The sequence below is a fragment of the Roseibium album genome (assembly GCF_001404515.1).
Classification (GTDB): Bacteria; Pseudomonadota; Alphaproteobacteria; order Rhizobiales; family Stappiaceae; genus Roseibium; species Roseibium album.
In genome coordinates this window covers 419,616-445,954 of record NZ_CXWE01000005.1, presented here as the reverse complement: position 1 = coordinate 445,954, position 26,339 = coordinate 419,616, and the positions used below count along the sequence as shown (strand labels likewise).

24 protein-coding genes are annotated in these 26,339 nt (G+C 56.8%); 16 read left to right on the top strand and 8 right to left on the bottom strand.

Features of this window, described 5'->3' with window-relative positions:
• Positions 1-105 precede the first annotated feature (105 nt).
• Together LA5095_RS18945 and LA5095_RS18940 are read left to right on the top strand one after the other, a co-directional pair.
• Positions 106-918 (top strand): DUF6502 family protein, encoded by an 813-nt coding sequence (locus LA5095_RS18945; RefSeq protein ID WP_055117702.1) that lies wholly within the window; start codon positions 106-108, stop codon positions 916-918.
• Between the two features lie 2 nt (positions 919-920).
• Positions 921-1,805, top strand: a complete 885-nt coding sequence (locus LA5095_RS18940; RefSeq protein WP_055117700.1) for a DUF5666 domain-containing protein — start codon at positions 921-923, stop codon at positions 1,803-1,805.
• 36 nt (positions 1,806-1,841) lie between these two features.
• On the opposite strand, the gene LA5095_RS18935 is transcribed toward LA5095_RS18940, so the two are convergent.
• Positions 1,842-3,239, bottom strand: coding sequence for an aminotransferase-like domain-containing protein (locus LA5095_RS18935; protein WP_055117698.1), 1,398 nt, complete (start codon positions 3,237-3,239; stop codon positions 1,842-1,844).
• A gap of 112 nt (positions 3,240-3,351) precedes the next feature.
• Between LA5095_RS18935 and LA5095_RS18930 the strand changes: the two genes are divergently transcribed.
• Positions 3,352-4,212: a DMT family transporter gene (locus LA5095_RS18930; RefSeq protein WP_055118063.1), complete on the top strand. Its 861-nt coding sequence runs from the start codon at positions 3,352-3,354 to the stop codon at positions 4,210-4,212.
• Between the two features lie 46 nt (positions 4,213-4,258).
• Here LA5095_RS18930 and LA5095_RS18925 read toward each other — a convergent pair whose 3' ends face one another.
• Positions 4,259-5,899: a tetratricopeptide repeat protein gene (locus LA5095_RS18925; protein WP_055118061.1), complete on the bottom strand. Its 1,641-nt coding sequence runs from the start codon at positions 5,897-5,899 to the stop codon at positions 4,259-4,261.
• A gap of 534 nt (positions 5,900-6,433) precedes the next feature.
• On the opposite strand from LA5095_RS18925, the gene LA5095_RS18915 reads away from it, so the two are divergent.
• From LA5095_RS18915 to LA5095_RS18895, 5 genes are all read left to right on the top strand, one after another.
• A complete protein-coding gene (locus tag LA5095_RS18915) occupies positions 6,434-10,243 on the top strand; it encodes an RCC1 domain-containing protein (RefSeq protein ID WP_055117694.1) in 3,810 nt (1,269 codons plus the stop codon).
• A 103-nt stretch (positions 10,244-10,346) separates the two neighbouring features.
• On the top strand, positions 10,347-10,673 hold the full coding sequence (locus tag LA5095_RS18910) for a hypothetical protein (protein ID WP_055117692.1): 327 nt from the start codon (positions 10,347-10,349) through the stop codon (positions 10,671-10,673).
• Positions 10,674-10,741: 68 nt separating this feature from the next.
• On the top strand, positions 10,742-11,317 hold the full coding sequence (locus tag LA5095_RS18905; protein ID WP_408010179.1) for a L,D-transpeptidase: 576 nt from the start codon (positions 10,742-10,744) through the stop codon (positions 11,315-11,317).
• A 25-nt stretch (positions 11,318-11,342) separates the two neighbouring features.
• Positions 11,343-12,020: a L,D-transpeptidase gene (locus LA5095_RS18900; RefSeq protein ID WP_082442884.1), complete on the top strand. Its 678-nt coding sequence runs from the start codon at positions 11,343-11,345 to the stop codon at positions 12,018-12,020.
• Between the two features lie 68 nt (positions 12,021-12,088).
• On the top strand, positions 12,089-12,589 hold the full coding sequence (locus LA5095_RS18895) for a thioredoxin domain-containing protein (protein ID WP_055117690.1): 501 nt from the start codon (positions 12,089-12,091) through the stop codon (positions 12,587-12,589).
• Positions 12,590-12,634: 45 nt separating this feature from the next.
• On the opposite strand, the gene LA5095_RS18890 is transcribed toward LA5095_RS18895, so the two are convergent.
• A complete protein-coding gene (locus tag LA5095_RS18890; RefSeq protein WP_055117688.1) occupies positions 12,635-12,997 on the bottom strand; it encodes a nuclear transport factor 2 family protein in 363 nt (120 codons plus the stop codon).
• 15 nt (positions 12,998-13,012) lie between these two features.
• Between LA5095_RS18890 and LA5095_RS18885 the strand changes: the two genes are divergently transcribed.
• The gene (locus tag LA5095_RS18885) at positions 13,013-13,417 is read left to right on the top strand and encodes a helix-turn-helix transcriptional regulator (protein ID WP_055117686.1); all 405 of its coding nucleotides are present in this window, start codon (positions 13,013-13,015) and stop codon (positions 13,415-13,417) included.
• A gap of 51 nt (positions 13,418-13,468) precedes the next feature.
• On the opposite strand, the gene LA5095_RS18880 is transcribed toward LA5095_RS18885, so the two are convergent.
• On the bottom strand, positions 13,469-14,908 hold the full coding sequence (locus LA5095_RS18880; RefSeq protein ID WP_055117684.1) for a helix-turn-helix domain-containing protein: 1,440 nt from the start codon (positions 14,906-14,908) through the stop codon (positions 13,469-13,471).
• Between the two features lie 130 nt (positions 14,909-15,038).
• Between LA5095_RS18880 and LA5095_RS18875 the strand changes: the two genes are divergently transcribed.
• Both LA5095_RS18875 and LA5095_RS18870 read left to right on the top strand, forming a co-directional pair.
• On the top strand, positions 15,039-15,341 hold the full coding sequence (locus LA5095_RS18875; protein WP_144436051.1) for a response regulator transcription factor: 303 nt from the start codon (positions 15,039-15,041) through the stop codon (positions 15,339-15,341).
• A gap of 216 nt (positions 15,342-15,557) precedes the next feature.
• A complete protein-coding gene (locus LA5095_RS18870; RefSeq protein ID WP_055117680.1) occupies positions 15,558-15,989 on the top strand; it encodes a YqaA family protein in 432 nt (143 codons plus the stop codon).
• Positions 15,990-16,005: 16 nt separating this feature from the next.
• On the opposite strand, the gene LA5095_RS18865 is transcribed toward LA5095_RS18870, so the two are convergent.
• Entirely contained in the window at positions 16,006-16,239 is a 234-nt protein-coding gene (locus LA5095_RS18865; RefSeq protein ID WP_055117678.1) for a hypothetical protein, read from the bottom strand.
• Positions 16,240-16,275: 36 nt separating this feature from the next.
• Positions 16,276-16,503 (bottom strand): hypothetical protein, encoded by a 228-nt coding sequence (locus tag LA5095_RS32450; RefSeq protein WP_144436050.1) that lies wholly within the window; start codon positions 16,501-16,503, stop codon positions 16,276-16,278.
• 265 nt (positions 16,504-16,768) lie between these two features.
• Here LA5095_RS32450 and LA5095_RS18855 point away from each other — a divergent pair, with 265 nt between their 5' ends.
• From LA5095_RS18855 to msrP, 5 genes are all read left to right on the top strand, one after another.
• Positions 16,769-17,914, top strand: coding sequence for a hypothetical protein (locus tag LA5095_RS18855; protein WP_055117674.1), 1,146 nt, complete (start codon positions 16,769-16,771; stop codon positions 17,912-17,914).
• A gap of 133 nt (positions 17,915-18,047) precedes the next feature.
• Entirely contained in the window at positions 18,048-19,247 is a 1,200-nt protein-coding gene (locus LA5095_RS18850) for a pyridoxal phosphate-dependent aminotransferase (RefSeq protein ID WP_055117672.1), read from the top strand.
• Positions 19,248-19,432: 185 nt separating this feature from the next.
• Positions 19,433-19,912, top strand: coding sequence for a DUF992 domain-containing protein (locus tag LA5095_RS18845; RefSeq protein ID WP_029061069.1), 480 nt, complete (start codon positions 19,433-19,435; stop codon positions 19,910-19,912).
• Positions 19,913-20,713: 801 nt separating this feature from the next.
• Positions 20,714-22,777, top strand: coding sequence for an elongation factor G (locus tag LA5095_RS18835; protein WP_055117668.1), 2,064 nt, complete (start codon positions 20,714-20,716; stop codon positions 22,775-22,777).
• Positions 22,778-23,014: 237 nt separating this feature from the next.
• Entirely contained in the window at positions 23,015-23,977 is a 963-nt protein-coding gene (gene msrP, locus LA5095_RS18830) for a protein-methionine-sulfoxide reductase catalytic subunit MsrP (RefSeq protein WP_055117667.1), read from the top strand.
• Positions 23,978-24,442: 465 nt separating this feature from the next.
• On the opposite strand, the gene LA5095_RS18825 is transcribed toward msrP, so the two are convergent.
• Both LA5095_RS18825 and trxB read right to left on the bottom strand, forming a co-directional pair.
• Positions 24,443-25,339 (bottom strand): LysR family transcriptional regulator, encoded by an 897-nt coding sequence (locus LA5095_RS18825; protein ID WP_055117665.1) that lies wholly within the window; start codon positions 25,337-25,339, stop codon positions 24,443-24,445.
• A gap of 31 nt (positions 25,340-25,370) precedes the next feature.
• On the bottom strand, positions 25,371-26,339 hold the full coding sequence (trxB, locus tag LA5095_RS18820; RefSeq protein ID WP_055117663.1) for a thioredoxin-disulfide reductase: 969 nt from the start codon (positions 26,337-26,339) through the stop codon (positions 25,371-25,373).

Here is a 26,339-nt window from a genome sequence, read left to right as displayed (position 1 = left end):
TGTCACGATATTTAAACTCCCCGTCACGAAAATGTTGAACACCGAAATGCAAGAACTTCTGGAAAGAGTGCTAAATACCTGTTGTGACCAACTGTATGGATTAATATGTCGACCGGACCAAAGGACCCGTTTGAGACCGCGCTTGCCGATCTGCTAATACCGCTTGCAAAAGCGATGGTCGCGCGTGGCGTGACAATTGGCACGGCAACCGAGGCCTTGAAAAAGGCTCTGGTAACAGCGGCTGAAGACACTTCCGACCCTTCTCCAAATGATAGCAAGGTCAGCGCCTTGACCGGACTTCACCGCAAGGATGTCAAACGCTTGCGCAGTGAAGACGATGATGCACCCGAGCGGCGTAGCTGCAGTGCAGCTTCGCTTGTTGTCGGTTACTGGTCGACAGCACCGCAATACCTGAACAAGGACAACCAGCCAAAGGATCTGCTCCGGAAAGGATCAGACAGCGATCCGGGGTTTGATGACCTTGTCCGGCAGGCCCGCATCGACATGGCGCCGGGAACCGTCTTGAAAACGCTTCTGGATCAAAAGCTCGTTGCCAAGCTGAAAGACGGCAGCCTTCGTTTGCTTGGTGATGCCTTCGTACCGACAGCCGGCAGCGCGGAGCAGGTGGCCGCGTATCGGGCAACTCTGTCAGCGCATCTGGCTGCCGCGACGCACAACCTGATTGCGGGTCAGGAAACGCAACGGCATTTCGATCGTGCCGTACGATATTCACATTTGTCTGCTGCATCTGTTGAAGAGTTGCGCGCCCTGTCGGCAGACAAGGCGCAGCAACTGCTTCAGGACATCAACTCCAGGGCGCGCCATTTGCAAGACAAGGACCAGGACAGCAATCAGAATGGCCGGTTTGTCGCCGGTGCCTATATCCTGCCGACAATCCCGAAAGACAAGGAAGGGTGACAGTGCTCCTCCGTTTCATCGCAGCAGCAGCAGTGCTTTTCAGCGTCGGCCAGACATTTGCCCAGGACAGCGAAGAGCGCGAAGGGGGTATTGTCGGCACGGGCATTGTTGGAGTGATCACCGAGCTTGGCAGCATCTATGTCAACGGGCAGAAGATCGAGATCACGAACGATTTGCAGGTGACAGGTTCCGTTCCCGGCATTGCCGCTGGTGAACTGAAACCCGGTCTCACGGTCGCAGTTGTCGTTCGCCTTGAAGGCAACATCTGGCGCGCCGAGCATATCCGGCAGGTGCTGCCCCTGGTCGGGCCGGTGGAGGCAATAGGTGACGGGATGCTGACCGTCCTTGGAACACAGGTCGATCTGGGAGCATTGCCACTGAATGCGACCATTGGCGATTGGGTCGCCGTCAGCGGATTGTGGAAATCGGAACGCGTTTCTGCGTCTTCGATAGACCTGCTGCCGGATTGGCAGGGACCGGCGGAGGTCAGCGGAACGTATTTCCGGCCGGCAACCGGTCAGCCGGACAGAATTGGGCGGACCGAGATCTCCGGGATCAGTCCCAGACATCTCTCGTCCGGCGACTTTGCCCGCATTACAGGCTCTCCGGTTCCCGGTGGCATTGAAGCAGAACGTTTGGAGAGCGGGGTTTTCGATGCTCAGGTGGGTATCGTTCAGGTCGAAGGCTTTTATTCAGAACCCAAGCCTGACGGTCTATACACCGTGCTTGGATCGGGTTTGATCGCATTTACCGACCGGCCCGGGATGATCGACCTGGCGTCCAGAACAATTCAATGCGGAATCGACGGCAAACTGGGCGAATTTTCTTCAAGTACATTGTCGCCCGAGGAGATCGAAGCTGTCCGGACAAAGCTGGAGTGTTTGTAGTCGCGGTTCGGGAGCGGGTCGGAGCACTTCCGTTTTTCAGGTGTTTAGTGTTCCGGTCAGCAGGCGATCAAGTGTTTCATAGCAACCCGGATCCCGCATCTGGCTGACATTGAACCGCATAAAGGATCCCATGTTCTGCGTGACGCTGAAGACGTTGCCTGGAGCAAGAACGAGGCCTTGCTGCAAGGCAGCGCGGGCAAGCTCCGTGGCATCATGCTGACCCGGCAGTTCGCACCACAGCAGGAAACCGCCGCGAGGCTCGATCCAGGGCGAAAAACCGAGTTCTCCCAGTCGTTTGATTGCATCACCGCGACAGGCAACGAGTCTTGTTTTCAGTGCATCCAGGTGTTTGCGGTATCCGCCATCAGTAAGGACGGAATAAAGCAGGCTGGCGACCATCGGACTGGGACCGCTGAAATTTGTTGCCACCTGCAGGTCGGTCAGTGCCTCGATCCAGTCAGGCCGCGCGGTGATGTAGCCACACCGGAACGAGGCTGACAGCGTTTTGGAGAAGCTGCCGACCCGCAGCACCCGCTCCAGGCCGTCGAGCGATGCCAGGCGCGGCGAAACATCGGGTTCGAAATCCGAGAAGATATCGTCTTCGACGATCACCAGATCGTGGATTTCGGCGAGGGTCAGAAGCCGATGCGCGGTTGGTGCGGACATCGTCGCACCGGTCGGATTGTGAAGTGCCGAGTTGGTAAGATAAAGGCGTGGGCGGTGCTCAGTCAGAGCTGCCTCGAATTTTGCCAGGTCTGGCCCCAGTGCGGTGTAAGGAACACTTTTTATGGCGACCTGGTGCGCTCGAAGGAGAGCCTGAAAATTGAAGTAGCAGGGATCGTCCACCAGTACCGTGTCGCCGGGTTTCAGGAGCATCCGGCAGACCAGGTCCAGTGCCTGAGACCCGGAACCCGTCAACAGGACCTGATCCGGATCTGCCGCCAGACCCTGGTCGTGCAATCGACGGGACAGGAAACGGCGCAATCCGGTTTCGCCCTTGGCGCTTCCATAGTTGGTCAACAAGTCGATACGAGCGCTTGACATCGAGCGCATTGCCTTGCGCAAGGAAGAAACCGGCATCCAGTCCGCAGGCAGCCAGCCGCAGCCCGGCTTCTGTTTTTCCTCTCCGGTGTCGATGGATTGGCGGGCGACCCAGAGCGGGTCGACTTCCCGCTCCAGCTGGGGACCTGTTTCGGCAACGGCAAATGGTTGAGGCTTGTCGGCGACAAAAAAGCCGGCACCCCGACGGGCTTCTATCACACCATCGGCGACAAGAAGGTCGTAGGCCTCCACAACGGTTGAAGGTGAAATGCCAAGTCTCGCAGCGCAGCTCCGAATGGAAGGCACCTTGTCGCCGGCAACAAGTGCGCGGGAGGTTATCCGGCGTCCGATGTCGTCCATCACCAGTGCACGCCGTCCGGCTTTCATCTTCATGGACTCCTCTGTATGGGCATAACATGCAATACAATTTGTCAATATTGTACTGTTTTGTGTCTGTCGCTGTCACGCCCCACGGAATAGGAAAGTGAAAAAATCAGAGGACAGAATGACCAATTCGTTTTCCGGCTGGGGCAGCGGCTTTGTGGGCGTACTTATTTTCAGCGGTTCGCTGCCCGCGACACGTGTTGCCGTCGGATCGCTCGATCCGATGTTTCTGACGTCGGTACGCGCTGTGCTCGCCGCTCTGCTTGGCGGTGCGATCCTTCTGGTCCTGCGGCAGTCAAAACCGGACCGCGCCGATCTTCCGTCGCTGATCATTGTCGCAGCCGGGGTCGTGATCGGCTTTCCACTCTTGACGGCCTCGGCGCTTCAGCACATCACGGCGGCTCACTCGGTTGTCTTTATCGGATTGTTGCCGCTGGCGACGGGAGCCTTCGGGGTCCTGCGCGGCGACAAACGGCCCAGGCCCCTGTTCTGGCTGTTTTCGGTTCTCGGCAGCTTGGCGGTTGTCGGTTTCGCCCTGAACCAGAATGCAGACGTCTCGCTCCTCGGCGATGCCCTGATGCTCGCGGCCGTTGTCGTTTGCGGGCTCGGCTATGCGGAAGGCGCAATGCTGTCTCGACGGCTTGGGGGGTGGCAGGTAATCTGCTGGGCCCTGGTCCTGGCTCTGCCGCTGATGGCGGCACTGGCACTTGTCTTCCGGCCGGAGACCTTGACCGGATTGCCGGTAACTGTCTGGATCAGCGTCGGATACGTATCCATGTTTTCCATGCTGATCGGCTTTTTTTTCTGGTATCGGGGTCTCGCTCTCGGGGGCACGGCAGGGGTCGGGCAACTGCAACTCCTGCAACCATTCTTCGGCCTGATCCTGTCCGCGCTGTTGCTGTCGGAGCCGACGCCGCCACTGATGATTGCAGTGACGGTGTTCGTTGTCCTTTGCGTCGCCGGGGCAAAACGTTATGCCTGAGACAATCGGAACGACCCGCGTCAGACCATGAGACGCCCAGGGGATGTCAAGCTGCCTTGGCCCTGCTGCGGCAGTAGCAGGAGGCGTGGATCGGAACAGTCGCGCGTGCAGCGGCCTTGTCCAGAAGCAGTTTGACATGCCGGGCCTCTGTCAGCTCGCCACGCCGGACCAGGCACTCGTGAAGGCCATGAAGGCTCCAGATGTTTTGAGGATGCTGACAGGCCCTGGCCAGCGTATCGTCCAGCCCGAGGTCGGCGCGGTAAACCGCTTCCGCTTCCTCAAAACGGTTGTCCTCCAGCAGCAAGGCGCCGAGTGCGTGGCGCGTGGGCTGCATCCAGCCCCAGGGCTCGTCATAGAGGAGACCGTCATCGAGTTCGACTGAACGCCGCAGGTGGTTCAGGCCCTCATCCCTCTGCCCGGATTTGAAAGCGAGTTCACCGTCCATCATCGCTTCGCCGATCGCCAGCACATCGTCGGCGGTATTGTTGAAAACCATCCGGCTTTCAGGCACCGCCTTGCGCGCGGCAACTGCAAGTTCCCGCTCTTCTGCCGCGTCTTTCAGACGACCGAGATTTGCCAGAGCGACCGCGCGTGCCTGATGGATGGCTGCCGTCGTGTAACTGTAGAGTTCCCTGTCTTGCGGGAACATTTCGTTCAAAATCTCGCGCCACTGGCCGAAGCGAACCATGACGTGAATTTTCTTGCCGTAAAAGGACTCGAACAAATCCGGAAAAAATCGCACGACTTCGTCAGGCAACATGCGCATCAGTTCTTCCGATGCCGCCAAGGCTCGTTCAGGTTGCCCCAGGAACATCGCGCCATAGGCTTCAAAGTGCACATTGTGGATGCGGTAAAGCGTGTAGAAATTCTGCGAACCGGCAAAATTCTCGTATTTTCGGTCAACCTGCGCGGCCCTGTGATTTCGCCAGACCACATTCTGATAATCGCCGCACAGGACGTCGATATGCGTTGCCATGTGGCAAAGGTGACCACTCTCGGGCACCAGATCCACCAGCCGATCGCCGTGCTTCAGAGCCTTTTCCGGTGTCGGCGACATCTCCATGAGATGGATATACATGTGGAGAAGGCCAGGGTGTTCCCAGGCGTCGGCGCGTTCGTTGAAAACCGTTTCCAGCGCGGTCTGGGCCTCCAGGGTTGACGCACCCTCCGCAGGCCGCCCGTTCGGCAAGTCCCAGAGCTGCCAGGGCGAGCGGTTCATCAGGGCTTCGGCGAATATCGTCACGATATCCAGATCGTCCCCGTGCGCAGCATGTACCTGACGCATTGCGTCTGCAAACGCGTCGTGCCAAGGGAGATAGTCCTCTACAGAAGGGTCATCCGGAAAACGCTTTCCGATCGCTTCGAGAAGGGCAATTTCAACCGGTTGCAGTTTTGTTGCAAGGCTCAGGCCGGTCTCGACGGTCTCCTTGGCCTTTTTCAGCATCGAGATACGTTCTTCGGGCTCAAAGAACTCCCAGGGCTTGTTGTAGTTCGGGCCAATCGCATAGGCGAGACCCCAATAGGCCATGCCGCAATCGGGGTCACTTTCAATGGCCTTTTCAAAACAGCCGGCTGCAGCTTCATGATTATAGCCGTAAAGCCAGACCAGCCCCTGGTCGAAGTGATCTTTTGCTTCTTGCGATTTCGTCGTGATCTTCCGCGAATAGGTTCCCAGGTCGAATTTCATGTCGTCGCCTCCCAATGCTGCCTGCCGCCGGCCTGCAGCCTCCGGGCGGTGGAAGGCAAGGCGGTTCGCAATTGTGTCAGACAATTCAGACGCATGGGTAACGCGGCGTCAAGTTACCGTTTTCAGTCGACACGCCAGGCAAAGGGCAGGCAAGCACAGAATCGTCAGCGAGCTTGAATGCCTGCAGACATGAAATCGATGACTGCCAGTCGTTGGTGTACCGTCGCACCCAATCGTCCGGCGAACACTGTTTTGCAAATAGATCGCGGAGTGAATTGTTGTCCAGCCCAGGGCCGGAAACGACCGGAAACCCCGAACTTCGTGCAGGGCGGGCTTCACTCGTATCGATATTGAGTCCATTCGCCAATATTTTGTTCATCTCGCTGATAAATATGGAATAATTCTAAACTTGAGTATTTTATTCAAATTTTAAATTCTTGTGATTGACAACGTTTGGGTTGGGAAATATCTGGATGCAAACAACCCAGCAGGCTCGCCAGGCAAACACATATTCATCATGCTCGGGAGCCTCAAATGGCACGACTTATTTCACGCGTTAACAACGGCATTCTGGTTGGGGACCAGCGACACGACCAGTTGTTGCTTTTGCAGGATCTGGACGGCGACGGCACCGCGTCCGGTGCCGGTGAGACCTCCGTCTTCTTCGACGAGACCAATGCCTCGGGCCTCTCGCTTCCGACCAATAACGTCTTCACCGTCCATCAAGCTGCCGACAAGTCCGTCTATTACGGGGATGGTACGGCGGATGCCGTCATCCGATTGATGGACAAGAACAATGATGGTGACGCGCAAGACGAGGGGGAGGGAAATGTCTGGTTTTCTGCCGACAATGCGGCCGGGTTCTCAACCATCACTCCGAACGGGATCCACGAGGGACTCGATGGTGCCATTTACGTAACCAACGCCGGAACCCGGTCCACACCGCAGGATGCGATCTACAGGACGGTTGATCTGAATGGGGACGGCGATGCCAACGATGAAGGCGAGGCGACGCTCTGGCTCGACGTGCAGACGGTCATCGACACGGCCGTTCCCTTCGATATCAGTTTTGACGGCAACGTGGCCTACCTCAATGACCTGACCGGAGCGGCAACGGACGCCATTTACCGGATCGAGGACAAGAACGGCGACGGCAAGATTCAGGATGGCGAAGTCCAGACCTTCATTTCCGACGACATGAACTTCGGAGCGCCTGTTGACATAGCAAACGCTGTATCTGTTGACGGCTCACTCTATACGCTTACCTGGTTTCCGGAGACCGGAGAAGAACTCAAGCTTTACCGACTGACAGATCTGGACGGTTCCGGCCAGATCGACGATCAAAGCGAAGCGACCGAAGTCTGGAATGCCTCGGCGATGCCCGAAGGATTTGGCGCCGATATCGGATTTTCCGTCGCGGCGGATGAAGACGGCAACCTGTCCCTGACAGCAAATACATTCGGGGCTGCGAACAATGTCGTGCGGCTGAGCGATCTGAACGGCGATGGCGACTATCTGGATGCGGGAGAAACCAGCGTTTTCGGGTCCTCCAGTTATGACGACCAACTCGACCGTCCGCGTGCTGTCGAATTTTACGAGGGTAAGGCCGAGGTCACATCGGCGACTGCCGGCGCAGGCAACCATTTCTCCGTCTTCCTCGACCAGGAAAGCAATACGCTCTACACGTCGGGAGAAAACGTCGTTGGTCAACTTGGAAACGGCACGAACGGATTTGATATCAAGACACCTGTCGAAGTCTCGATGCCAGACGGTTTCGATTCCAAGATCGTCTCCGTTTCCGCTGGTCTGCTGCACACGACCTTCCTGACCGAAGACGGTGACGTTTACGCATTCGGCTTCAACAACAACGGGCCGCTTGGTACCGGTGATGAAGAGACCCGCACAACCGCGACCCGCGTCGAAGCGCTTGACGATGTCAACATCGCCACCATCGAGAACGGGAATGGCGTTTCGTACGCGATTTCAGACACCGGTACACTCTACGCCTGGGGAACGAACTCCAACGGACAACTGGGTCTCGGTGATCAGAGTGAACGTCATGTACCGACAGTGGTCGAGGCGCTGGTAAACGAAACGGTTGTCCTGGTTTCCTCCGGAACGTCCCATACGCTTGCATTGACCGCCGATGGCCAGGTCTATGCATTTGGCAGCAACACCGACGGCCAACTCGGTTCACCCGATGCGCTTGAGGACGACGGAACTCCCGCACGCCGCGCCGTTGAACCTGTTCTTGTCGAAGGCCTGCCGTCGAATGTTGTTTCCGTGACTGCGGACACAAAGACGTCTTACGCCGTAACCGAAGACGGACGGGTATTCGGCTGGGGTGAAAACCGGTACGGGCAGCTTCTTCAGGGAACGGACAATGGTGACGGAACGTTTGACGTCGATACGGCCGATGTTCTTGCCCCGGTCGAGCTACCCGGCCTTCCAGGCAATGTCGTCGAAGTCAAAGGTGGCGCGCGTTGGGGCGCTGCATTGACCGAAGACGGGGATGTCTACGTCTGGGGTCCGAACGACGAAGGCCCGAGTGGCGGTCTTGACGGTGATCCGGCGACTGAAACGGATGCGTCCTTCTATCCTACGCTGATCCCGCAGCTCGACGATGTGAACATCGTTGAAATTCATACCGGCCCGAATTCGATCATTGCGGTTGCCGATGACGGTGCGATTTTCACCTGGGGATCGAATTCCGACGGGCGCCTCGGTTTTTCATCTGAAGGGTCTGTCTATTTCCCGGTCGAAGTAACCATTGACGGAGAGGCGGATCCCTATCTCGTTTCGGCGACACCGACGGACAACGAGCGTGATGTCTCGAACGATGCCTCTCTTGCCCTCACTTTCACCGAAGAGGTCAAGGCCGGGGAAGGATTCCTCACTCTGGTGAACCGTTCGACCGGCGAACGGACCCTGATTGACGTAACAGACGCGCGGCTCGTTCAATTCGACGGAACCACGGTGGTGGTAACGCCTCCCGAACATCTCGAGGCTGACACTCGCTACTCGGTCGAAATCTCCGACGGAGCTTTTGTCGATTCGGACGGCAACACATTTGAGGGTATTGAAGAAGGAGACACATCGACCTTCAACTTCACCACGTCCGAGCTGCCGGCAGCCTCGCAGCCGGTCGCCGGTACGGACGCAGACGATCTTTTGCGCGGGGGCGCGGATGACGACGATATCAGCGGTGAAGGCGGCAATGACATTGTTTCCGGTGGTCTTGGAAACGATACCCTGAATGGCGGAGAAGGAGATGACCAACTGCTGGGAGGCGACGGCGACGACCGATTGCAGGGCGGCACCGGAAACAACACTCTTGATGGGGGTGATGGCGCTGACGCAGCGGACTATTCACTGAGCTCGGAGGCCGTTTATGTCCGCATGGACCGGTCCTGGGGAACGGCACTTGCCAACAAGGCTCCCGGCTGGGTTGCGCTGACACAGGGAATCGCCGCCAACACTGTCGCTCATGACGATTTCGTAGACATCGAGAACATCATTGGTTCCAGCTTCGGTGACGCTATTTCCGGGGACGCACAAGCCAATGCAATCTGGGGCGGTGATGGCAACGATTTCCTTGCCGGTCAGGGTGGAAACGACGAGATTTTCGGAGAAGGCGGTAACGACCGTTTGTTTGGTGGTACCGGATCCAACCTGCTTGATGGCGGTGAAGGTTCAGATACGGCCGACTATTCGCAGAGTGCGGAAGGAATTTACATCCGGTTGGACCGGTCCTGGGCAACAGCACTCGACAACAGCTCCCTGGGCTGGTCAGCCCTGAACCAGGGCATCGCCGCCGGGACCGTTGAACATGATGATCTTGTAAGCATCGAGAACATCAACGGAACCAAACTTGATGACGTCATTGTGGGGAACAATGAAGTCAACACGATCCTGGGCCGCGACGGGGATGATCTGATCGCAGGGCTGGGTGGCAATGATGTGCTGTCGGGTGAAGAGGGCGATGATCGCCTGACCGGCGGGTCCGGTGATGACAAGCTGAATGGTGGAAATGGAAATGACCGGATAGAGGGCGGCTCCGGGAATGACATCCTGATTGGCGGTTCCGGGCAGGACATTTTCCACTTCACCAGTGGCAACGATGTCATCCAGGATTTCGAACCGGCTCTTGATGCAGACACGTCGTCTGCAGCCGGAGATATCATTTCGATTTCTTTCGATGACATCGTTGATTTCGAGGATCTTCTGGCAACAGCTTCACAACAAGGAGCAGACACAGTCTTTGCCTTGAGTGAGACGGACAGCCTGACCCTTCAAAACACATTGCTGTTCTCCCTCGAAAGCGACGATTTCCAGTTCGTGTGATCGGTAAAATACTTTTCGGAGGGGCGAGGTAACACGCGCCCCTCACAGGACTGTGAAGCTACGTGTCTAGGTTTCATTAACCTGCTTCTGTAAATTGTTGTTCATGTTCCGGATTTTACTCATTGTTGGACTTTTGATCGCGGGCGCGCAGCAAGGTTTTGCGCGCGGGGCGGTTGATGTGTCCCTGGATGGGGTGTCCGACGTGATCACAATGGATGTCGCAGTTGCTCAATTGCAGGAAGACACCTGCTGTGGCGAGGAGCCGATAGCCGAAAGCAAGCCGTCATTTTGCAAGAACTCCGAATGCAAGGCGGTGATGGCCGGGGCTGCATTTGTTTCCCGGGACGTTCAGGACCACCCCGACTGGGTTTCCGTTCGTCATCACACATCGGTTCCGAAAAGGCTGGAACCCAAACCACCCAATTCCTGATTTGACCGTCTTGTGAGGTGAACCCGAAGGTTCGCCATAAGGTTGTTGAAAAATCAGGAGAAATCCTCGTGTTGAACAAACGGGAATTATTGCTCGGCGGTGCTGCAGCGCTGGTTCTGGCACAGCCGGGACTTGCAAATGCGCATCACACTGCGAAATACAAGAATTTTAAACTCGACCCTCAGTATGCGCCGCAGCGTGTGTTCTTTTCCATGAACTATGCGCCTGGAACCATCGTGGTCGATCCACGTAACCACTTCCTCTATCTGATGGAGCGCTGGGGACGCGCGCGCCGCTACGGCGTTGGCGTCGGCAAGGCCGGTCTTGCTTTCAGAGGCAGGGCGACAATCGACAGAAAAGCGGAATGGCCACGCTGGACACCGACCAGAAACATGATCCGTCGCGAGCCGCAAAAATATGCGCGCTATGCCGATGGCGTGCCCGGAGGGATCAATAATCCACTCGGGGCCCGTGCGCTTTATCTCTACAAGAACGGCCGCGATACCTATTACCGCATCCACGGGACGACACAGCCACGATCCATTGGCAGGTCGGTTTCCAACGGTTGCATCCGCATGATCAATGACCATGTCGTCGATCTCTACAATCGCGTTCCGCTTGGAACGCAAGTGGTCGTGCTTTAGGCGCCGCGTTTCGGAAAAGACATCGATGACTAGTAACGTGACACGGCGTAAGGCGCTGTCCGGCGGGCTGGGTATGTTGGCCCTGACCCTTGCCGGCTGTTCCACAAGAACAACGCCCGTTCCAACCCCGACACCGGCGCAGCCGGCGGTGGACGCAAATTTCCTGCAGAACTACGGGCCGCGCCCGCAGGAAGAGTTTCCGATCCCAGCGGTCGATCCGAGGGTGCTTGCGCCCGCTTTCAGGCGGCAGCGTGTTGCCTACCAGACCAGCGAGGACCCCGGGACCGTCGTGGTCGATACCGGGAGTTTTTATCTCTATCTGGTGGAGCCGAGCGGAACGGCCATGCGTTACGGCGTTGGCCTTGGGCGGCAGGGCTTCGAGTGGTCCGGCCGCGCCCGGATTGCGTGGAAACGGCCCTGGCCGACATGGACGCCTCCCGATGAAATGATTGCCCGTGAACCGGAACTGGAGCAGTTCAGCGCGAAAAACGGCGGTATGGCTCCAGGCTTAGGCAATCCGCTCGGTGCGCGCGCGCTCTACATCTTCCAGGGCAATGTCGACACGCTTTACCGGTTGCACGGGACCAACCAACCGACCTCGATCGGCAAGGCCGTGTCTTCAGGATGTGTCCGCCTTGTCAACCAGGATGTCATCGACCTCTTCGACCGTGTCCGCCCGGGGGCCGCAATCATTGTTACGTGACCCCTCTGCCGCAACCGGCAACCGCCGGGATCGCGGGCGTGCGGGTCCAGATTTCAGACAGGTGATTTATGAAGAAACAACGGAAATCAACCAGATCAACCAATAGAAAACACCGGCAAAACGAAGCGCTGCACGCGCAGTCCGGCGCTGAACAGGGCAGACGCAAGTTTCTGCGCCTTGCGCGCAATCTCGGAATAGGGGCCGTACTGCTGGGCGGTACCGGTTACGTCTTTGCAAACAATTTCGCGAGCATGCGCCATGAACACGACCTGACACGGGTCGGCAACGGCCTCCCGACAATCGTTCAGGTACATGATCCCCAATGTTCGCTTTGCAGATCTCTCCAGGCAGAAACCCGCGAGGCACTGGCAATGTTCGAGGAGGGGCAACTTGACTACGTGATCGCCAATATCCGCACGGACAAGGGCAAAGGTTTTGCAACCCGCCACGGTGTGCCGCATGTCACGTTGCTCCTGTTCGACTCCAAGGGTGAGCTCAAAGAGGTCTTGCAGGGGCAGCGCGGTCAATACGAACTGCGCAATCATTTTCAAAGCCTGCTGGAAAGCTGATTTGCGGCCGTGCAACTTCGCCTGATACGGGTGCGTGCGTTCACATTACGGCATGTCGAGGGTTGTCACCAGCGAGACGATCTTTCCGTTCGATAGGGTGAAAACATTCTTGCCGCTTCCGCTGCCACCTGGAATGGCCTGTGAATAACAGGTCCATTGCACGGTTATGGTCCCGTCATCGACTTCAACTGCGCCGAGATTGATAACGGCGTCGTTGAATGCGTCGGTTCGGCTGGAGGCAAAGGCTGCGAGAATGGCGCTGCGACCGCGATGAGGTTCGGGCTGGCCGGAGAAGGGCTCCGAATAGACAGCATCTTCGGCAAATAATGAGCCGAGCAGGTCTGCACCGGACGGCCCGGCTTGCATTGCCAGGAAGAAGTTTGCAATTTCCAGAGGCATGTTGCTCATGAGGAGTCCTTTCGAATGTCTGTCGAACCTGAAGTGATCGAAGCGTTGACGGCCGTTCTGAAAGACCTGCGCGAAACAGCGCCTGCTCCCGTGCCAGCCGCTGTTCTTGAATTATTGGTGCCATTGGCAATTCGAGGCACGAAACTGACGATCGATCTGGATGCCAGCAGGACGATCGGTGCGCCTCTCGTGACCGTTGTTGAAAAGCCTTCGGATACCGAATTTCTTGCACCGCTCACACCTCGCCAGAAGCAAGTCGCGAGGCTTGTCATCCAGGGAAAATCAAACAGGCAGATCGCAGAGGAATTCGGCATCAGTATCGCCACGGTCAAGGATCATGTACATGCCGTCCTGCAACGGCTGAACCTGCCATCGCGGCGCGCCGTCATGGCGGCTTCACAGGCAGCAACCCGACAATAACCAGTGCGATTTTCCTGCACAATCCATCCGAAGATGGATGGCCTCCGGTCGTTATCCGGCGGCCTTCACCCGGTACGGCACGATGCCGCGCTGTCCCGGATCGATGAAGGGTTCCTTGTCGATTGCCGGGAAAGCCCGTTGATCACAATCGTCTCGCGGACAGATGCGGCAATTGACACCAATGGGCTCAGGCAAGGACGTCTCGTCAACCGCCAACCTGTCAGCATAAACGATCGCGTCCGAATACTTGACTTCGCAGCCGATGCCGAGCGCATACCTGCGTTCGCCGGTGCCATAGTCCGGCTGATGCTTGGTGACGCTGGTGGCGATGCAAAGATACTCGACACCATCCGGCATCTGCGCGATCTGGGCGGTAAATTTGTTCGAGTTCTGCTCAAAGGCCTGATGTACGTTCCAGCGTGGGCATGAGCCTCCAAAGCGGGCGAACTGGAAGCGGGTTGCACTGTGCCGTTTGACGACATTGCCGGCGCGGTCAATCTTGACGAAGTAAAAAGGCAGGCCGTTTGCGCCCTGGCGCTGAAGTGTCGATAGCCGGTGGCAAACAGTTTCGATGCTGGCGTCCATCGTGTTCGACAGAAGCTGAATATCATGCCGGCACTTTGTTGCCGTGCGCAGAAAGTCGTCATATGGCAGCAGCAATGCGCCGGAGAAATAGTTGCGAAGAGCGAGCGTTGCGATGCTCTCCGCCGAGCCGGTTCTGAAATTTGCACGCCTGACTTCTTCCGAAATCAGATCTTTTACACACAGTTCCGCGATGACCGTCCCAAGGAGAAAATTCTTGGTGGACTGGGGGATTGCGCGATAGATCGAGATTTTGCGGGTGTAGTCCTGATGGCGGATCAGCGTACCCTGGTAGTCCTGAACCTGTTCGACGCCAATGTCGAAGCGCTTGCGAAGCCAGCCGGTCAACATGTCGAACTTGCTCTGGCAATTGTCCAGGCTGATTTCGTGGGAGAGTTTTTCAGCCGCCCGATCGAGGCTGTCGACATAGTTGTCCGTATAGTGAAAGAAATCACGCACTTCATCATAGGCGGACTTGCGGACACCTACACCGGCCTCGTCGGCTCCGCTCATCTGCACAAGATCATCTTCAAGCACATCCCGGTCATGGTAGCTGCGCAGCGCTCCGTAAAGATCCATGATGGTCTGGGTTACGCCGGGCGCCCGCGTCACGAGTTCCTGAATTTCCTGTCGGCTGACAGTAGAACTGTGAAACTGGGTGTCGGCAAAAACCTCCTCCAGATCCTGAACCACCCTGTCGAGGTCATTCTTCTCGAACGCGGCAAGGTCGATGCCGAATATCCGGTTGATAGTGAGCAGGACGGAGGCAGTGACCGGTCTGTTGTTATTCTCGATCTGATTCACATAGGCGGTGGAGAGCCCGATCTTTTTGGCGAACTCGGTCTGCGAGAGGCCAAAGTCGGATCTGATCTGGCGCAAGGTGTGGCCTGAATAGAGTTTCCTGTTCATCGTCGCGTCCGATTGGTGAATTGCTAATTTTTAGCTTTTATCTGTAAACATTTTAACATTTTACAATATAAGCACTTTGGAGGAAAGTCCTCTCACCAAGGATGGAAACACCTCAAGTTGGAACACGGTGATGAACGCTCATTTTGCACTCGATACACATGAAGCCCAGACCGGACTCTGCAAGTCTCTTTCAGGCAGCGTCCAACTGCCACTGAACCTGAGTGACAAGCTCACACAGCGTCAGCTTGAAATCCTGCTTTTGCTCTGTGAGGGGAAAGTGAACAAGCAGATTGCCTATGACCTCGGTGTCTCGACGGCAACGGTCAAGGTTCACATCCGGAATGCCATAACCCGCCTCGGCGCCAAGAACAGAATGAATGCGGTAGCGATCGTGGCGGCCCACAGTGCCATTTTCAGGAATGCCGCCTTCTGATTGGCGTGAACATTCAAAGAGCTCCACGAGTTTGGCGGCCACTCGCTCAGAACGGATTGTGACATTGCCGCGGATGAGGCCGTGGGTCTGTTTGTGACGGCAGGGAACGGCATCGCAAAATAGCCAGTTCATCTGAAGAGATGTGTCCGGCAGCAATCCGGCGGCTTGCACGCAGCCTTGCTTCTCCTGCCTGCTTGTGTGTATGCAGCTTCAATCATGAGCAGCAGTCTACTGGGCCTCTTCGGAATATCTTTCCTGGCCGCAACCTTGCTACCCGCGCAATCCGAACTGGGGCTTTCCGGTCTGATCTACCTGGAAACCGCGCCCGTCTTGTTGCTCGTAATGACGGCCAGTCTCGGTAACACGCTCGGATCGCTGGTGAACTGGGGGCTGGGACGCGGTGCGATCCGTTTCTCGGATGCAAGATGGTTTCCCGTCAAACCGGAAAAGCTTGAAAGAGCCACAGCCTGGTATCAGCGCTACGGCCGCTGGAGCCTTCTGATGAGTTGGGCACCGGTCATCGGGGACCCGCTGACGCTTGCTGCCGGTCTGTTGCGGGAACGGCTCTGGCCATTTCTCCTGTTGGTGGCGCTTGCCAAAACCGGCCGTTATGTGGTGGTTGCGCTCATTGCGACCCGCATTGTTTAGAGCAAGTACAACGTGCTCACCGTCCGTGAGGGTCCTGCCTCACCTTGCCGTCAGGGAGCGATTGTTCGATTTCCGTGTCCTGAATTGCCCCGTTTTCGTCGGCTTCCGAATTCGCCATTGTGGCCGCGGCAACCAGTGCGACGGCAAGAACCATGCCCAGGAAAATGGCCTGCAAGAGGGGTTTGGCGTCACGCAGGTCACTGCCGCCGGAAACGTGTTTCCGTCCGTTCGGGTTCTCAATATTTGCCATAGTTCAGTGCGAGCCGGTCTTTGTTTCGTGTTCTTGTTAGACGTGGTGATCTACTGCTTGCGTCAGATCATCGTAAAGTCGCAGGCCCAGCAACCGCGTCACGGCCGCCATGGCGACGAATGCAACGAGGGGAAGCGCCAGCGTCGGGGCGATCGCCAGCGACATCATCATCAACAGACCGATGGCCAGCAGGAAAAGCAACACCGGCCGGAAACCGGACTTTGGTGTCGCGCGAGACGTGTCGGGTGATGTCAATAACGGCATGGAAACCTCCATCGTCTTCCAGCTTGCAATGTCGATTGCAATTGGGCCGTCAGACAGACTGCATTCTGGCGATGGATGAGAGTTTTCGTGACAATATTGCGGCACGGCCGCGATCCCGAGAGAATTCGGGAACAGAAGTTTCTTTCGCTTGAACACTGTGTTGCAACGGGCGCGCGACTTTAGCCGGTGCATTTTAATGTTTGTTTGCTTTTACCTGCGATACTCGATGTCTTGGAAAGTTTTTTGAGAAACAGGTCGGGCAGAAATGACACTCAACGCAGCACAGAGCGCTCTGGCCGAGAAGCCGCAGGAAACGGATGGACCCTCCGCGCCGGCCGAGAAGTCGGAGCAGATACAAACGCAGAACGACAAGCCGGCGCTGTCCCTGTCCGGTCTTCAGTTCTTTATCGCCGATATCAGCAAGAAAACCATTTTGTGGCATGAGGTCGGGTCTCAAAGTTTCGATAGCGAAGTGAAGGACCTGCAGGAAGCACCTTCCAACGAGGCTTTGCGTCTCCTTTCACCGGAAGACCGCAAGACGATCCTGCGTCTGGTGCAAGGTGCCATACGCGAAGGACAGGCCGGGCCATTCGATGTCGGCGGAGGTCCCGACCACAGAATTCCGGGTGTTCCCATCGTTGCGTACCGTTATGAATTGCCGGACGGACGCATTCTTGCAATCTGCTTTCCGTCAATCGGGAAAACTGAAGACAATCCGGCGCAGATCGCGCTCGGGCTTTCGCCGATCCTGCAGCATTTCGTTGCCTCGTCCTCCCGGATCGTTCTGCTGGCGGATAATTTCGGCTATGTGCGTTTCGCCAGTGACGGATTCCTGAAGAGCTTTCAGATTGAAGATGCGCGCCTGATCCTGGGCCGAAACATCTCCCATATTCAAAACCGTGTCGGGCGCACAATTGTATCCCTGGTGCTGGCATCGCTTTCCCGGCGGGCGAGTGCGACAGGACGCGGCAAGTTTCTGATTACGGCCAGCGAAGGTCTCGATCTGAATTACGATGCCATGTATTTTCGCATGGGCGGGACCGTGGGAGGTGTCCTGTTTTCCGCAGGACACGTCGGCGGCGATGTCGATTTCGCTCAGGTCTTCGAGATTTGCAGCGCGCCGATGCTCGTTGTCAACACGAAGACGCGCATGATCATTGCCGCCAATCAGTCCGCGATGAAAACCTATAATTTGACTCCGGAAAGTCTGGATGAAAAGGCAATCACCGATTCTCTGCTTCAAGCCAATGATTTTCAGTCTTTGCTCGGCTCTGCCAAGCAGGAATCCGACGTGCCGATTTCCGTTCCCGTAACAACTTTGAACGGTCAGACAAAAAAGAAGAGATTCAAGTGCAGCCTCATCGATGAGAACAAGGATGAGCCGAAGCTCATCCTTGAGACGCGAAGCTGAGGAAACGCCTCCAGGTCCTGGTGCCAAAAAAGTTGCCTTGACGGGATTGCGGGAGCTGATTGGGACTTGTCTTCCGGCACGCACGGGCCTACGGTCCGCGCGCTGTTAATTCCGTTTCCCCCTGGAGGATATTATGGGCTTTCTTGCTGACGCATTGGCGCGTGTTCAACCTTCTGCGACCATCGCTGTCACCAACAAGGCACGCGAGCTAAAAGCTGCTGGCCGCGATGTTATCGGTCTCGGCGCTGGCGAGCCGGATTTCGATACCCCGGACAACATCAAGACGGCGGCGATCGCGGCGATCAATGACGGCAAGACCAAGTACACCGCTGTCGATGGTATTCCCGAACTCAAGGCCGCAATCGCCGAGAAGTTTCAACGGGAAAACGGGCTCACCTACGCGACAAACCAGATCACTGTGGGAACCGGCGGCAAGCAGGTGCTCTACAATGCTCTCATCGCGACGCTCAATCCCGGTGATGAGGTTATCATCCCGACACCCTACTGGGTCAGCTACCCGGACATGGTGCTGCTTGCTGGCGGTGAGCCGGTTATCGTCGAAGCAGACAAGTCCACTTTCAAGATCACGCCTGAAGCGCTTGATGCGGCGATAACCTCGCGCACGAAATGGCTGATCTTCAATTCGCCGTCCAACCCGTCCGGCGCGGCCTATACCGAGGCAGAGCTGAAAGCCCTGACAGATGTGCTTTCGAAGCATCCGCAGGTCTGGATCATGACCGACGACATGTACGAGCACCTGGTCTATGACGACTTCAAGTTCACGACGCCTGCACAGGTCGAGCCGTCTCTTTACGAGCGCACGCTGACTGTCAACGGCGTCTCCAAGGCCTACGCTATGACAGGTTGGCGGATCGGTTACGCCGGCGGCCCTGCCGATCTCATCAAGGCAATGGCAAAAGTTCAGTCCCAATCGACCTCGAACGCTTGCTCCATCGCCCAATGGGCGGCAGTCGAAGCGCTTTCCGGTCCGCAGGATTTCATTCCGCGGAACAATGAAGTCTTCAAGGATCGCCGGGATCTGGTCGTTTCCATGCTGAACCAGGCAAATGGCATTACGTGCCCCGTGCCAGAAGGTGCCTTTTACGTGTTCCCGTCCTGCGCAGGCACGATCGGCAAGACGGCGCCGTCCGGCAAGGTGATCGAGGACGATGCGGACTTCGTGACCGAACTCCTGGAAACGGAAGGCGTTGCAGTCGTGCACGGGTCCGCGTTCGGTCTTGGTCCGAATTTCCGGATTTCCTACGCAACATCCACCGAAGCCCTGGAAGAAGCCTGCACAAGGATCCAGCGTTTCTGCGGAAACCTGAAATAGTCTGTCCGGACAGTGCGAGATTACAGCTGAAGGGCGGCTCTTGCCGCCCTTTGTTTTGTGTATCTGCCAGAGAGCCGGAAGAATTCACGTCGCCCCGATTTTGACGCGATAGGGTTGCATATCACGGTTGCTCGCGTTGCCATTCAAAGGCAATCGGGGCTCCTCTTGATATGGAGAATTTCAATATGCGCTTTTTGAGCGTCTCACTTGCCGCCGCGGTTCTTGCTGTCACAGCTTCCGCTCATGCATCGGAAAACAGCCCAAAGGTCGAGATCGGTACCTTAAGTTGCCTGGTGGAAGGAGAGCACAGCTTTATTGTGGGATCATCGGCAAAACTCGGTTGCAGTTTCAAGCCGGTCGACGGCGGGGAGATCGAGTACTACCGCGGTAATGTCAGGGACTATGGCCTTGATATCGGCACGACCAAAGAGGCAACTCTTGTCTGGGGCGTGTTGGCGCCGTCTGCAAACCGCAAACCGGGCCTTCTCGCAGGGACCTACGGTGGATTGACTGCCGGTGCCAGCCTGGGCGCCGGGATCAAGGCCAACGCGCTACTGGGCGGGTTTGACCGTTCGATCGCACTCAATCCGTTCAGCCTGGAAAGTCAGACCGGCACCAACCTGACGCTCGGCGTCAGCAAACTGACCCTGGAAGCCATTAACTAGACAGTAACTCCGCCCGTTTCACTTCCGGGAAACGGGCGGACCATATTCAGGTGTCCCGCGTTGCAAGGCGGTTCATCTTTGAGTGGCGCAGGGCGAATTCACGCGCGCGCACGGATCTGAATAAATACTTCTTTCAGCATTGCGACGATTCAACTGATCAATCTGGTTCTGCCGGACTGCCCTGTCGATCTGCCGTTGCGTTGAGAAATCTGTCTTCTGGCGATCGAGGTTCTGGTTCAGTTGTTGCTCAGCCGAGGGAAGGAGTGAAGTTCCAGGTTGCGGCAACCCGCGCAACTGAACGTTCTGCGCGGCTGCCGGAACAGCGAACAACATCGGGCAAAGCACGAAGAACCAAAAGCACTTACGTATTGTCATGAGCACACACCTGCACAGTCGAATTTCCGTTGCGCCTTGTCGGGCGTCTTGAATCTTGCGGAGCAGATTAGCTTGAAGCCGGCAGCACGCACAAGATCGGATGACTTTCTCCCGACCTGGAGCTGGAAACCAGTCACCCGACATCTTCACACATCAATGCGGCAAGAAACTGTTTCTGCTTCATGTTTGTGCGAGGATCGGCTGAATTGCTGCACTGCGACGTAATATTCCCTTGCTTTGCAGTCATGTTCGGCGCGACGATACGTGATCGCCCCTGGTCGATGTGTCGTCAAAACAAAGGTCCGGCACCGCAAGGCAAGGACTTCGACCTTCGATCCCATCCGGGCGAGACGCGGCAGGCCCGCGTTCCTCACCGGCCAAGCCGCGTATTTCCGGGGATATCCTCGAGCATACGGGAGGCTCTTTATGGCAAACTCTACTAACGGAAAAGGAACAGCTGCCGGCAGTACGCCGCGCTGTATCGCCCTAGTCGGTCCGTTCGGCAGCGGGAAGACCAGTCTCTTGGAGGCTTTGCTGGCGCGAACGGACAAACTGGCCCGGCAGGGGACAGTTACCGACGGTAATACTGTAGGTGATGCTTCGCCGGAGGCGCGGTCTCACGGCATGAGCGTGGAGGTCAATGTTGCAGATACGGAATATCTGGGCGACCGGTTCGTCTTTGTTGACTGTCCCGGGTCGGTTGAATTCCTGAGTGAAATGGACGGAGCGCTCAGCGGCGTCGATATGGCGGTCGTTGTGGCGGAGGATGACGAGCGCAAGGTTCCCGCGCTTCAACTCATCCTGAAAGCTCTCGAAGCCCGCGCCATTCCGCGGGTTTTGTTTTTGAACAAGATCGACAAGAGCAGCCGGCGTGTACGGGATGTATTGACCGTTCTGCAACCGGCATCCGAGGTTCCGCTGGTATTGAGGCAGATCCCGATCTGGGAAGACAGCCAGGCGACCGGTTTTATCGATTTGGCGCTTGAGCGGGCTCATGTCTATCACGAGAAGGAGCCCAGCACGGAAATCGACATGTCCGATGAAGACCGGACGCGCGAACACGAAGCCCGCTTTACCATGCTCGAACATCTCGCCGATCACGACGATGATCTGATGGAAGCGCTTCTGGAGGATATCGCACCGGATCGCGACCTCGTTTTTTCCGATCTGGTCAAGGAAATGCAGGACGGACTGATCTGTCCGGTCTTCTTCGGATCGGCCGATCACGGCAACGGTGTCAGCCGGCTTTTAAAGGCGCTCCGGCACGAGGCACCCTTCGTCGATACCCTGTCAAACCGGATTTTGGATGACAACAGCCGTGCGGCACTCCAGGTGATCAAGACCCTGCACACACAGCATGGTGGCAAGATTTCCATTGCACGTGTTCTGGAAGGGCAGGTTTCCGACGGGGACAGCCTCTTCCGCAACGGTCGGGACGAAGTCAAGGTTTCCGGGCTGTTTTCGGTCTTTGGTCAAACTGCCAGCAAAATCGCAACGGCGGGAAAGGGCGATCTCGTCGCACTCGGGCGTCTTGAACACGTGGAAACAGGTGACCTTCTCAGTCACGATGAAGGTGCATTTACCGGGCTTAACTCGCCCGAGCCGCGCAGCCCGGCCCTTGCGACCGCTATTGAAGCGGTGCAGAGAAAAGATGAAGTCCGTTTGTCCGCCGCACTGGCCAAGCTCGCGGAAGAAGATCCATCTCTGTCCATCAGCCAGAACCAGACCACGGCAGAAACACTTTTGAAAGGCCAGGGCGAGATGCATCTGCGGGTGGCGCAGGAACGTCTGGCAGGCAAGTACGGTCTGGATGTATCGGCACATACGCCGCATATCCCCTACGCGGAGACCATCCGTGCCAGGACAAAGGTTCGGGGGCGCCACAAGAAACAATCCGGTGGACACGGTCAATTCGGAGATGTCGTACTGGAGATTTCGCCACTTCCCAGAGGCGAGGGAATTCAGTTCTCCGACACGATCACCGGTGGAGTTGTACCCAAACAATACATTCCCTCCGTCAGGGATGGTGCATTGGATGCGTTGGGACGCGGCACGTTCGGATTTCCGGTTGTGGACGTGGCGATCTGCCTGACCGACGGCTCCTATCACTCCGTCGACAGTTCGGACCAGGCCTTCAAAATGGCCGGCGCGCTGGCAATCCGAGAAGGCTTGCCGGATTGCAAACCGGTGCTTCTGGAGCCAATCCACAAAGTGGTTATCGCCTGCCCCAACGATGCCACCGCGAGGGTCAATGCGATCGTGTCTGCAAGAAGGGGACAACTTCTCGGCTTTGACGCAAGGCCGAGCTGGCCAGGTTGGGATGAGGTGCAGGCGCTGTTGCCGGAAGCAGAAATCGGCGACCTGATTATCGAACTCAGATCAGCGACGGCCGGCGTTGCCAGTTATGTATCGGAATTCGACCACATGGCGGAACTTTCCGGCAAGGCTGCCGAACAGGCACTGCAACGCTCGGGCAAGCAGGCCGCATAGAAGGCCTTGGAGCGCGTTGAAACGGCAGATCGGAGAGGGGTCAAGCTGTCCCTCTCCAATATCAATTGGTCGCGATGGCAAGACCGGCGCCCAGCCCGGTTTACAAACTTTTGGACGAGACTGAACGGCTCCATCCTGATCACTCCCGATCAAGTTCTTCCCATGCCCGGTCACCAGGGCGTTATTTGCCTTTGAAGGCCGATTCCGGTTCTGTCTTTGGCAAACAGGAGTTGGACCATGAATATCTTGAAAAAGCGCAGCTGGGAGCTTCCGGGGCGTGATGCAACGCCGGAGCACGTGTTTTTGAACCGCCGCCAGATCCTTGCCGGAATGATTGGAGGTGGAGTGCTTGCCGGATCGGGTCTTGGCGTGCGGCCCGCCTTTGCCGAAGAAGACCCGAGTGCGGGGCTTTATCCTGTCAGCCGCAATCCAGCCTTCAAGCTGGATCGTGAGCTAACGGCGGAAGATATCGCGTCCAAGTATAACAATTTCTATGAATTCGGATCACACAAGCAGATCTGGCCTGCTGCCCAGAAACTGCAGATCAGGCCCTGGACGGTGACGCTGGACGGCCTGGTCGACAATCCGCAAATCGTCGACATAGATACGTTGTTGTCCAAAATGCCTCTTGAAGAACGGCTCTACCGTCATCGCTGTGTGGAAGCCTGGTCCATGGCCGTGCCCTGGTCGGGATTCCCGCTCGCCGAACTGGTGAAACTGGCCGGACCGCAGTCGGGCGCAAAATATCTGCGTTTCGAGACTTTCCTTGAGCCGTCCGTTGCCAACGGTCAGAAGCAGAGCTGGTATCCCTGGCCCTATGTCGAGGGGCTCACGCTGGACGAGGCAACCAACGAACTGGCTTTCATGGCCACCGGTGTTTACGGCAAGCCGCTCGCCAAACAGTTCGGAGCACCGATACGACTGGTGACACCGTGGAAATACGGCTTCAAGTGCATCAAGTCGGTTGTCCGGGTCTCTTTCACCGATCAGCGTCCGGTGAGCTTCTGGGAAGAAATCCAGCCGAAGGAATACGGTTTCTGGGCGAACGTGAACCCGGAAGTGCCGCATCGCCGCTGGTCTCAGGCTTCCGAAAAAATACTTGGAACGGACGAGCGCCGTGACACGCTTCTTTACAATGGCTACCAGGAACAGGTCGCCGGTCTCTATAAAGATCTGGGCGGTGAAAACCTGTTCATGTGAGGAATTACCAGTGTGATTTGTTGCGCCGCAGCATGCTCTGGGCAAAAAAAGAGCCGGGTCCTAAAAGACCCGGCAGTTTATTTTGATTCACTGAAAACAGTGGAATCACCTTCCAGAGGGGAACAGCTGGTCTGGGCATCACTGGGAGGAGGACGTGACACCCGTGTGACCAACAGTGATGCTTATATGCGGTGCACAAGCTGCATAAACAAGTGGCAGTGGTGCAAATCTGCTATGCACTTACCGCAGGGCTATGTGTTGAAAGATTTTGGCGTGCAAAAAGTCATTTGATTACAGATAATTAACAATCCAGTTGAGCTGGTTTCAACTAAATTTAATCGATTATCCGGCTGAAAACATTCGTATCAAATGTCAAAAAACAGGTTTTCCTGACTGTTCGTCGAAGTCGATTTTGCCTAAATCCAAATCAGCAGACCGCGGTCAGCTTGCCTTTCGTGGCCTGTCTCAATAGACCCACTTTTCGGCGCTGCTCAGCAAGAATTCCCGGAAGGCCTTGACGCGTGCGGTGTTCTTCAGCTCAGACGGATAGACGAAATAAGTATCGAACGAGGGGACCTTGTCTTCCTGTTCTGTCAGAACCGGCACCAGATTGGTTGCATGGTCGATAATGTAGTCAGGCAATATGGCAATGCCCACGCCCGACTGGACTGCACGTTTGATCGCAACCAGATTGTTGACTTTCAGGACGGACCGGCGTGGTTCGGTTGCCGGCCTGCCGGCAGCTTCCAGCCAGTTCATCGAGCGAAGGTAAGCCGGAGCCTGTTCGCCGAACGTGATGATCCGGTGATTGTCGATATCTTCAATCGAGGATGGGGATCCGAACCGCTGTATGTATTCAGGCGCGGCATAGACGTGAAAATGCACGGTAAACAGCTTGCGCTGAATCAGGTCCGGCTGCGTGGGTTGGCGCAATCGGATGGCGACATCCGCTTCACGCATGCCGAGGTCGAGTTCGTCATCATCGAAGATCAGATGCAGGTCGACGTCAGGATAGAGTTCGACAAAGCTCTTTATCCGTGAGGTCAGCCAGGTCGAGCCGAGGCCGACCGTGGTGGTAACACGCAAAATCCCGGACGGTTTGTCCTTGCTGTCCGTGAGGCTGGACTGAACGGACTCCAGCTTCATCAGAACGTCGGCAGCGGTTCGGTAAAGCAATTCGCCCTGTTCGGTCAACAACAGTCCGCGAGCGTGACGGTGGAACAGCGACACGCCCAGGTCATGCTCAAGAGCACTGACCTGACGGCTGACGGCCGACTGGCTCATATGCAGGGTGTCGCCTGCATGGGTGAAGCTGCCCGCCTGAGCGGCCGCATGAAAGATGCGCAATTTGTCCCAATCCATGCGTGCCCCTCCGCAGGACGTTCAGGCTGCCTTATTCGGCTGCCTGTCGTGTTGATGCCGTCTCATGCTCGGCCAGAAACTTCTCCGCTTCAAGGGCAGCCATGCAGCCCATTCCAGCCGCAGTGACGGCCTGACGGTAAATGTCGTCCGTAACGTCACCGGCTGCAAAGACACCCGGAATGGATGTTTTGGTCGAATCCGGTGCTGTTTCCAAGTAGCCGTTCGGTTTCAGCGTCAGCTGGTCCTTGAAGAGTTCCACGGACGGTGCGTGTCCGATTGCGATGAAGACGCCATCGGTCGAAATCTCCCGGAGTTCGCCGTTTCCGGTGTTTTTCAGGCGAACGCCCGTAACCCCTTTCGGCTCGCCACCGCCAAGAATTTCATCAACCTGATGATCCCAGACAACCTCGATTTTGGGGTTCCGGAAAAGGCGGTCCTGAAGAATTTTTTCCGCGCGCAAGCTGTCGCGGCGGTGCACCAGTGTAACCTTGGAAGCGAGATTGGCAAGATAAAGGGCTTCTTCCACCGCCGTGTTGCCGCCGCCGACCACGACGACTTCCCTGTTGCGGTAGAAAAAACCGTCACATGTCGCACATGCAGAAACGCCGGCGCCCATGTAGTCCTGCTCGGAAGGCAATCCGAGCCAGCGGGCCTGGGCACCGGTGGCGATTACGAGTGTGTCCGCAGTAAACACCGTTCCGCTGTCTGCTTCAAGCCGGAATGGTCGTTGCGACAGATCGGCCTTCACGATCGTGTCGTAAACAAGCTTTGTACCGACATTTTCCGCCTGTTTCTGCATCTGCTCCATGAGCCACGGACCCATGACGGGATCGGCAAAACCGGGATAATTTTCCACGTCAGTGGTTATGGTCAACTGCCCCCCTGGCTGAATGCCGGCGACCAGTGTCGGTTCGATCATGGCGCGCGCGGCGTAGATAGCAGCGGTATATCCGGCGGGCCCGGAGCCGACGATCAAAAGCTTGCTGTGTTCCGTGCTCAT